The organism is Olsenella sp. AGMB03486, assembly GCF_040884255.1.
Classification (GTDB): domain Bacteria; phylum Actinomycetota; class Coriobacteriia; order Coriobacteriales; family Atopobiaceae; genus Olsenella_L; species Olsenella_L kribbiana.
This window is the reverse complement of the sequence record NZ_JBEVTM010000011.1, coordinates 73,773-82,375: the sequence shown is the minus strand read 5'-3', so window position 1 is coordinate 82,375 and position 8,603 is coordinate 73,773. Positions and strand designations below refer to the sequence as shown.

At 60.6% G+C, this 8,603-nt stretch carries 8 protein-coding genes; 3 read left to right on the top strand and 5 right to left on the bottom strand.

The genetic code is table 11. The features are described from left to right. Positions 1-258 precede the first annotated feature (258 nt). Positions 259-1,542: an FAD-dependent oxidoreductase gene (locus ABVS03_RS07175; RefSeq protein WP_368018579.1), complete on the top strand. Its 1,284-nt coding sequence runs from the start codon at positions 259-261 to the stop codon at positions 1,540-1,542. A gap of 86 nt (positions 1,543-1,628) precedes the next feature. On the opposite strand, the gene ABVS03_RS07170 is transcribed toward ABVS03_RS07175, so the two are convergent. Together ABVS03_RS07170 and ABVS03_RS07165 are read right to left on the bottom strand one after the other, a co-directional pair. Continuing rightward, positions 1,629-2,672, bottom strand: a complete 1,044-nt coding sequence (locus tag ABVS03_RS07170; RefSeq protein WP_368018578.1) for a dihydrodipicolinate reductase — start codon at positions 2,670-2,672, stop codon at positions 1,629-1,631. 122 nt (positions 2,673-2,794) lie between these two features. Beyond that, entirely contained in the window at positions 2,795-3,898 is a 1,104-nt protein-coding gene (locus tag ABVS03_RS07165; protein WP_368018577.1) for a glycosyltransferase family 2 protein, read from the bottom strand. 157 nt (positions 3,899-4,055) lie between these two features. On the opposite strand from ABVS03_RS07165, the gene ABVS03_RS07160 reads away from it, so the two are divergent. Further along, entirely contained in the window at positions 4,056-5,042 is a 987-nt protein-coding gene (locus ABVS03_RS07160) for a glycosyltransferase (protein ID WP_368018576.1), read from the top strand. A gap of 30 nt (positions 5,043-5,072) precedes the next feature. On the opposite strand, the gene ABVS03_RS07155 is transcribed toward ABVS03_RS07160, so the two are convergent. Next, the gene (locus ABVS03_RS07155; protein WP_368018575.1) at positions 5,073-5,876 is read right to left on the bottom strand and encodes a DNA glycosylase; all 804 of its coding nucleotides are present in this window, start codon (positions 5,874-5,876) and stop codon (positions 5,073-5,075) included. 141 nt (positions 5,877-6,017) lie between these two features. Between ABVS03_RS07155 and ABVS03_RS07150 the strand changes: the two genes are divergently transcribed. Continuing rightward, positions 6,018-6,272 (top strand): hypothetical protein, encoded by a 255-nt coding sequence (locus ABVS03_RS07150; RefSeq protein WP_330972420.1) that lies wholly within the window; start codon positions 6,018-6,020, stop codon positions 6,270-6,272. Positions 6,273-6,332: 60 nt separating this feature from the next. Here the strand turns inward: ABVS03_RS07150 and gltA are convergent, their stop codons facing one another. Further along, positions 6,333-7,745: an NADPH-dependent glutamate synthase gene (gene gltA, locus ABVS03_RS07145; RefSeq protein ID WP_368018574.1), complete on the bottom strand. Its 1,413-nt coding sequence runs from the start codon at positions 7,743-7,745 to the stop codon at positions 6,333-6,335. Beyond that, a complete protein-coding gene (locus ABVS03_RS07140) occupies positions 7,733-8,575 on the bottom strand; it encodes a sulfide/dihydroorotate dehydrogenase-like FAD/NAD-binding protein (protein WP_368018573.1) in 843 nt (280 codons plus the stop codon). Before ABVS03_RS07140 ends, gltA begins: the two co-directional genes overlap by 13 nt. Positions 8,576-8,603 lie beyond the last annotated feature (28 nt).

Here is an 8,603-nt window from a genome sequence, read left to right as displayed (position 1 = left end):
GTGTCTATAACTGGCATGCCAGAAAAATGAGAGTAAGAAGGCAGCAATGTAAAGGGGATGCATGGGTGCCAATGGCGGCGCTGATAGGGAAGGCATGCCTTTAAAATCCTTGTATATGCAGGAATATAGGTAGCATGCCAGAGGGTGGCAGCATTGATTGATATGCTCTGCCTACCGTTTGCGGAACAGGCTATTTCTTCCTGTGAGTTTGGTTTATGCTGAAACTAGCATGTTAGAAGTGAGAGGAAAGAGATATCCATGGCACTCCGTATCGTCGATGAAGCAAACCGCTGCCTGCAGTGCAAGCGTCCGCTCTGCCGTGAAGGCTGTCCTATACATACCGCCATCCCTCAGGCAATCGCGCTCTTCAAGGACCGCAAGCTCGAGGAAGCAGGCACGATGCTTTTCCTCAACAATCCTCTGAGCGTTGTCTGCTCCATCGTCTGCAATCACAGCTCGCAGTGCGAGGGGCACTGCATCAGGGGAAGGAAGGACATCCCGGTCCACTTCTCCTCGATCGAGAACTACGTCTCTGAGTCCTACCTCGAGCGCGATCTGTCCCTCATCGCTGACATGAAGGCACCGGATACCGGAAAGCGCTGCGCAATCATCGGCTCCGGCCCTGCCGGCATGGCAGCTGCTGTCTGGCTCTCTCTTGCAGGATGCGATGTCACGATGTTCGAGCAGAAGCCTGCCATCGGTGGCGTTCTCGAGTATGGCATCCCTGACTTCCGCCTCCCGAAGCGCTCTGTCGAGGCCGTGAGGGAGCTTCTCCTCTCGCTCGGCGTGAAGATGCGCACGGCCACGACGATTGGCGGCGCCCTCAAGATCGACGATCTTCTGCGTGATGGGTATGACAGCGTCTTCGTCGGCACCGGCGCCTGGAGGGCTCGTACGCTTGGCATCCAGGGTCAGGCGCGTGGCAATGTCTATTTCGGTATCGACTATCTCGTGAACCCGGCATCGTGCGAAGTGGGGCCGCGTGTCTCTGTCATCGGTGTCGGCAATGTCGCAATGGATGTCGCACGTACGGCACTGCGTCGTGGCGCCCGCCAGGTCACGCTCTATTCCAACTGGAATGGCGTGTCGGCAAACTCCGACGAGGTCGAGCTTGCAGAGCTCGATGGGGCAGAGATCGAGTACGGCATGTCCGTCGAGCTTGTGAACGACAAGGGGCCGGTCTTCAGGAAGTCCATCCTCGATGAGGAGGGCAGGTGCGTGGGCGTGGGCGATGAGCGCATCCAGGCTGAGTCCGACACGACGATTTTCTGTGTCTCCCAGGTGCCGAAGAACAAGCTCCTGCTCACGACACAGGGTCTCGAGGCGACGGAGGCGGGAACGCTCAAGACCGACGAGCAGGGGATGACAACAGTCGAAGGGGTGTTTGCTGCAGGAGATGTCGTGACGGGCCCCAAGACGGTCGTGCACGCCGTGGCTGGCACGAAGAAGGCCGTGGCTGGCATGCTTGCCTACATGGGCATCGAGATTCCTGCCTGCCTCGAGGACTCCTTCGCGGAGGTCCTGACGGCAGAGAGGAAGTAGGGCATCTCAAGCCGTGCAGGGACAGGAACCGGGCCGTCTCCAGAAACGGAGGCGGCCCGGCTTGCCTTAACTCTATGGGGCGGTGCCTAGAAGAGCGGTCCCTCTTCGATCATCATCGGCTCGGTCTGGTAGCGCAGCGGCTCGAGCTCGTCGACCGTGTGGTAGCCGGAAGGAGCGGAAAGGACGGTCGGAATGCGCTGGACAATCGTGGCGCAGGTGTGCTCGACGGTAGCCGGCTTGTCTACATGGAAGACGGTGTCAGGCTCGCCTGAGATCTTCCAGTCGCAGAGGTCGCCGTCGTCCGGACCGTAGACCTTGCCGATCTGGGACGTCACGATATCGATGCCCTGATAGGTCTTCGTCGTGACGCGCGTGTTCATGCCGAGGACCTTGCCCTTGGGGACGATGCCGCCCATCGTGTCGGAGTAGGTGTCCTTCTCTGCGATGTAGGGGACGTTCTCCTGGATGACCTCGGAGATCGTGAGGCCAAGCTCCTGGGCAAGCGCCTCGTTGGAGTTCCAGACATAGGACGGGACGATCTCTGCAGGATGTGCGAGCGTCTCCTCGAACTCCTCAGGGGTGAGTCCTACGCCATGCGCCTTTGCGAGTGCCATGCCGTACTCATCGACGTTGTAGGAGACAGAGCCCTCGATCTTGTCGATGCGGTTCACAGCGCCGGCGAGAAGGCCGACGATGCGTACCCAGAAGACATCCTCCATGCCGGCACCGACCATCGTGGCGCCCGTGGACTTTGCGATGGAATCGAGGCGGTTCGTGGAGGCAGAGGACGTGGTCCAGGGGAAGGTTGCCTCCTCGCAGGTCGTGACGACGGAGATGCCGCGGGACAGGCACTTCTCTGCCATCGGCTCGATATCGTCGACAAGGCTGAAGAGCGTGAGGATTGCGATATCCGGAGCGCAGGTGTCGAGCACTGCGTCTGCGTCGTCGGAGATCTTGACGCCGAGCTTCACCGGCAGCCCTGCGAAGTCTCCGGCATCCATGCCGATGACCTTGGGGTTCGTGTCGATGGCGCCGACAAGCTGTGCACCATGCTCATGCAGATAGCGGATGGTGTACTTTGCCATCTTTCCACAACCGTACTGGACGACCCTCACTGGCCTGCGACCCATGGCAAACCTCCTCGGACGTGCCACCGCTTGGGGCAGCTGCTTGACGCTTTCTGCGCTTGCCTAGGTTATACCGCCTTTTACCTGCGGCGATACGGTCCGGTTTTTACAAAATGGTGAAGCGGCTATCCTCTGCTTCCATCTCTTGCGTCCGTGTGATGGAGGAAGTCCGTGGCAGAGCGGAAGGTATAGGCGGGGCCGCAGGTGATGAGACGGTGCCAGGCTTCCGAGATGAGCTCGGGGATGTAGGCAGCGTTCGAGATGCCTTCGTCGGAAAGCCCCAGAACGCGGCAGAAGAGGCGCTTGGCGGAAGGGGAGATGTGCCTGTCGCCGAGCGCTATGGCAGGGTCGAGCCTCAGGAAGGAGCGCAGCAGGGCATCCTCGACGCCGGGATAGTCCATGCCCACAGCTTCGACGGTGATGCCGGCATAGGTGAGGCAGCGCTTCGTCTGGGCAAAGAGCACAGATTCATCTTCGATATCGAGACGGTCGATGATGTCTTCCATATCGTTCCAGCGCTCCATGAGAAGGAGCGGATGCTTCTTTGCGAAGGCGAGGCTCTCGTTCGTCGTGTCCTCGCGGTAGCAGTAGTAGCACCTGTCGATATACGCGATGCCCGGCGTCTGGCAGAGCGTCTCGATCAGGAAGGGGTTGTCTGCCCAGCCGGCACCCGGTATCTCCATGAACCGAATCCGCTTCTCGTCGAGCCATTCCTTCCGGTAGAGCGCAGACCAGATGGCAGGGTGGTGGAGCAGAAGCTCCGGTGCCTCTGCGATAGCGAAGGGCTGATGCCTGGGATGCACGCGTCCCTTGTAGGCGCAGGGCACCTTCATCGTGTGCTCGGGGTCCTGGTCGAAGACGCGCCAGTAGGCTGACTTGATCACATCGACGGGGCCCTCGAGGGTATCTGCAAAGGCAAGAAGGTCTGCAAAGAACGCAGGCTCGATCCAGTCGTCGGGCTCGACGATTGCGATGTAGTCGCCTTCGGCCATATCGATGCCGCGGTTGCATGTTGCGCCGTAGCCTTCATTCTGCTTGTCTATGACCTTGACGCGGGGGTCTCTTGCTGCATGGACCTGCATGACGGCGAGAGTGCCATCGGTCGAGCCGTCATTCAGCGCCAGGATCTCGATATCGGGATAGGTCTGGCGCTCGATCGAGGAGAGTGCCGCATCAAGCGTGCGCTCGACATTCATGCTCGGCACGATGACAGAAACCTTGTGATGCATGCATCCTCCTCAAGAAGGCGACAGATGCACTCATGATACGCCTTGCACGTGCAGGCTTATGGATGCTCGGCTCCCAGAGGGCAGGCCTTCTTCCTGAATGCAGCTCCGGCGTATAATGGGCTGACAGATGACAGGAGCTGAGGAGTTGGGTATCTGCATGGAGCGCCTTGCAATGGTGATCGTCACATACAAGCGTCAGGAGCTGCTCGAGCGGCTCTTTGCCTCCATCCTGAAGCTCACCGAAGCCCCCTGGCGCATCGTCGTCGTGGACAATGAGAACTCGGAACGCACCTCTGGCATCGTGAAGCAGTTCGGGCAGGAGTGCACGGAGCTCTGGGGTACGACAGAGCCTGATGAAGAGGGTGGCACGGCGCGTGTCGTCTACTTCCCGCAGACAGAGAACATCGGCGGTTCGGGTGGCTTCTCCCGCGGTGTCGGCAAGGCCTATGCCTTAGGCGCTTCCTGGTTCTGGGTCATGGACGACGATGTGAGCGTCCTTCCCGATGCGGTGACAGCCCTGGGCAAATGGTCCAAGCGCTTTGGCGCCATCCAGGGACAGCGCTACGATGCAGACGGCGGCCACTTCTTTTGGCAGTACCGCTTCAATACCGCTCTTGCTATCTACAACCCCTTCTCTCCTTCAGGCTGGAAGCCGGGAGAGGAGTACAAGGAGTGCAATGCACTCTGCTTCGAGGGAGGCTGCTTCAGCCGTGAGGTCGTCTCAAAGATTGGCCTTCCGGATGAGCGCTTCTTCATCTATCTCGACGATGCGCTCTATGGCTATCTTGCAAGCAAGGTGACGACCGTGGCCTTGGTGCCGGACTACGTCGTGAAGCGCGAGCGCGAGGTGCAGAACCAGAGCATCGGATCCGTCCGCCAGCTCAACTCGACAAGCGACATGACGCGCTACTACATCACGAGGAATAGGGGCTATCTTGCCCGCTACTTCCAGCTCTATGGGGACTACAGCCCCGTGGGCTATGCATTGGGCACGCTCCTCAACTTTGCAAAGGAGCTCATCCGCCTGGGACTTGTGGACAGAGGCCACTTCTCCTCGAGCTGGGCGAGGCTCTGGGCTGGCTACAAGGATTCCAAGACGATTCTGCATGACAAGGACTGGAAGCCAATGCCGCCTCTGGCATAGCCTGAAACGGGCTCTCAGAAGCTCTGGGAGCTATTTCTGTTCCTTCTCTGCCTGTGCCGTCTTTCTCATCCAGGCAAAGATGTACTGCTGCTGTATTCCGCCGTATGCAGGGTCCCATTCGATGCTGTAGCGCTCCTCTGCCTTCTTGATCCAGGTATCCCTCGGCACCGCTTCGAGGTATCCCAGCCCATAGAGGCAGATGCAGCTTGCGACCTTGGGGCCGATGCCGGGGATGCTCTCGAGCTCAGCCATCTCATCCTTGAGCGTGGCGCTCGAATCGTCGAGACAGGCGGGGTGCCAATGGATGGACGCACGCGTCAGTGCTTCGAGATAGGGGAGACGGTAGCCGAGCTTCAGGCCCTTCGCATAGGATTCGTCGGCCAGAATCTTCGCAAGCTGGCGGGGACGCGGAATCGTGCCATGCGCTGCGTCCATGAGCATGTCCACCGCATGCTGGATGCGCGGGATGTTCGAGTTCTGGGAGATCATGAACGAGACCGCGGTATCCCACCAGTCCTGGGAAAGCACGCGGATGCCTGAGCAGAGGCTCAGCTGCTCATCTGTGAGCGGAAGGCTCTGGAGGATTGCTCCATAGTCTTGGTCGAGCGCAAGGTAGTGCTTCCAGTATGCAAGCGCGGATGGCGCAGGGTTCGCGCCTGAAGGCGTGAGGATCGTGAGCATCGATCCCTTCTGCGAGGCAATGCAGCGCTTCGTGCCGGAGGAGATGAGATAGCGGGCATCTGTGCGCCCACGCTCAAGCTCATGCCAGGTGAAGACCTGGCCCGATGCTGCAATCTCCCTGAGCGAGAGATTGTCTGTCACAAACGTAGCCACGCTGGCCTCCTTTGCATCTGCTCCATCTTCTGCCAAGAGATTCCCGTGCGCAATGGGCGAGGATGCGTGCGCGCCTGCCTGCTCTGAGTTGCTGCAAGATGGGTCTTTTCCCTATGCTTGTCCTCAAGAAAGGAGCTTTCCATGGATGCTATCAGGGATACGACCATTGCCCGCGACCTTATGGGTCGCCTCATCGTGCCTGAGGCAAAGTTTGCCCGCTATCGCCTCCGCGAGTATGAGGATGGAAGGATCCTGCTCGAGCCGCTCGACCCGAGCGAGAAGGTGGAGGCAGAAGAGCGGGCCGGCATGCGTGCAGCCTTGGGCAGGCTCGGCCTCGGCACCGCCTCGGTGCCCTCTGCGGGCGCGGAAGGGGCAGCAGCTGCCAGCACGCAGTAAGAGAAAAGGAGGCCGCCCGAAGGCGGCCTCCCTGAGGTGCTTTTTGCTTGTGCGTCTGCCTTACTCGGCAAGCGGTGCAAGCTTCTTCGTGATGTCAGCTGCTGCAGACTTGCCGGCACCCATGGCAAGGATGACGGTAGCAGCGCCGGTCACGATGTCGCCGCCAGCCCAGATGCGAGGATCGGACGTCTGGCCCGTAGCCTCGTCGGCGACGATGTAGCCCCACTTGTTGATCTTCTCGGGGCCGATGAGCTTGGCGATCGGGTTTGCGTTCGTGCCGATGGCAGAGATGCCCAGATCGCACGGCAGCTCGTCGATGGAGCCCTCGATGGGGACAGGACGGCGCCTGCCGGAAGCATCGGGCTCGCCGAGCTTCATGTTCTGGACCTTGACGGCGCACACAGCGCCATCCTCGCCGGCGACGAACTCGATAGGAGAGGCGAGCTCGTGGATCTTGACGCCCTCGGCCTTTGCATGCTCGACCTCAGCGCGACGGGCAGGCATCTCAGCCTCGGTACGGCGGTAGCAGAGCGTGACCGTCTCGGCGCCCAGGCGCAGTGCCGTACGGACGGAGTCCATTGCGACATTGCCGCCGCCGAAGACGACGACGTTCTTTGCGCGCTTGGTCGGCGTGTCGTACTCGGGGAAGCGGTTGGCCTTCATGAGGTTGACACGCGTGAGGTACTCGTTCGCGAAGAAGACGTTCGGCAGGTTCTCGCCCGGGATGTTGAGCATCTTCGGCAGGCCTGCGCCCGTCGCGATGTAGAGGGCGTCGAAGCCCTGTGCGAAGAGCTCGTCAGCATCGGTGATGCGGCCGACGACAGCGTTGTACTCGAACTTGACGCCGAGCTTCTCGAGGCCGTCGATCTCGCGCTTCACGACTGCCTTGGGCAGACGGAACTCAGGGATGCCGTAGGCAAGGACGCCGCCGCCCGTGAAGAAGGCCTCGAAGACGGTGACATCGAAGCCGTTGCGGGCAAGCTCGCCGGCGCAGGTGATGCCGGAAGGACCAGCACCGATGACAGCGACCTTCTTGCCGTTCTTCGGAGCCATCTTCGGCTCGGAAGCGAGCTCGGGCTGGTCGCCCAGGAAGCGCTCGAGCTGGCCGATAGCAACAGGCTCGCCCTTCTTGCCACGGATGCACTTGCCCTCGCACTGGTTCTCCTGCGGGCAGACGCGGCCGCAGATGGCAGGGAGCATGGACTGCTCGTGGATGATGTCGAGGCCACGGCCGAACTCCTCGTTGCGGATGGCTTCGATGAAGGCAGGGATGTTGATGTTGACCGGGCAGCCATCGACACAGAACGGCTTCTTGCAGTCGAGGCAGCGGTTGGCCTCGGCGAGAGCCATCTCCTTCGTGAAGCCCTTGTCGACAGGACGGAAGTCCTTTGCGCGCTCGACGGGATCCTCCTCGTTGGCAGGCGTGCGCGGAGACTTCATATCAGGAACATAGCGGCCATTTACCTGTGGCATGCGCAGATCGCCTCCTCATAGGCGTGAAGTGCCTGGCCTTCCTCGGTACGGTATGCAGCCTGGCGTGCGCGCAGGTCGTTCCAGTTGACCTTGGAGGCATCGAAATCGGGACCGTCGACGCAGGCGAACTTCGTCTCGCCGCCGACCTCGACACGGCAGCAGCCGCACATGCCGGTGCCGTCGACCATGATCGGGTTCAGCGATGCGGTGATCGGGCAGTCATGCTTCACAGCCGTGAGCGTTGCGAACTTCATCATCGGCACAGGACCGACGCAGAAGATGTGGTCGATCTGGCCAGCCTCGAGCAGGCGCTCCTCCGGTGCCGTGACGACACCCTTCTCGCCGTAGGAGCCGTCATCCGTCGTGATGTGGATGTGGTCATCCGGCAGGATGGAGCGGAACTGGTCCTCGAGCAGGAGCAGGTCCTTCGTGCGGGCACCCATGATTGCATGGACGTCCTTGCCCTCCTTGACGAGCTTGCGGGCAATCGGGAATGCGATAGCGAGGCCAACGCCTCCGCCGATGACACCCCATTTGCCATCGCCGAACTCGCTCGGCTGTCCGAGCGGACCCGTGACATCCTCCAGCGAATCTCCAGCCTCATAGGTGGAGAGCATCTTCGTGGTCTTGCCGACCACCATGAAGATGAACTCGACCCAGCCCTCTTCGGGGTTCCAGTCCGCGAACGTGAACGGGACACGCTCGCCCGTCTCGTTGGCGCGCACCATCAGGAACTGGCCAGCATGTGCATGCTTTGCCATCTGCGGTGCCTCGATGCGGAACTTGAACACCTTCTCGGAGAACTGCGTCTTTTCGAGGATCTTGTACATTGATGAACTCCTCTCCAAAAACGTCCAT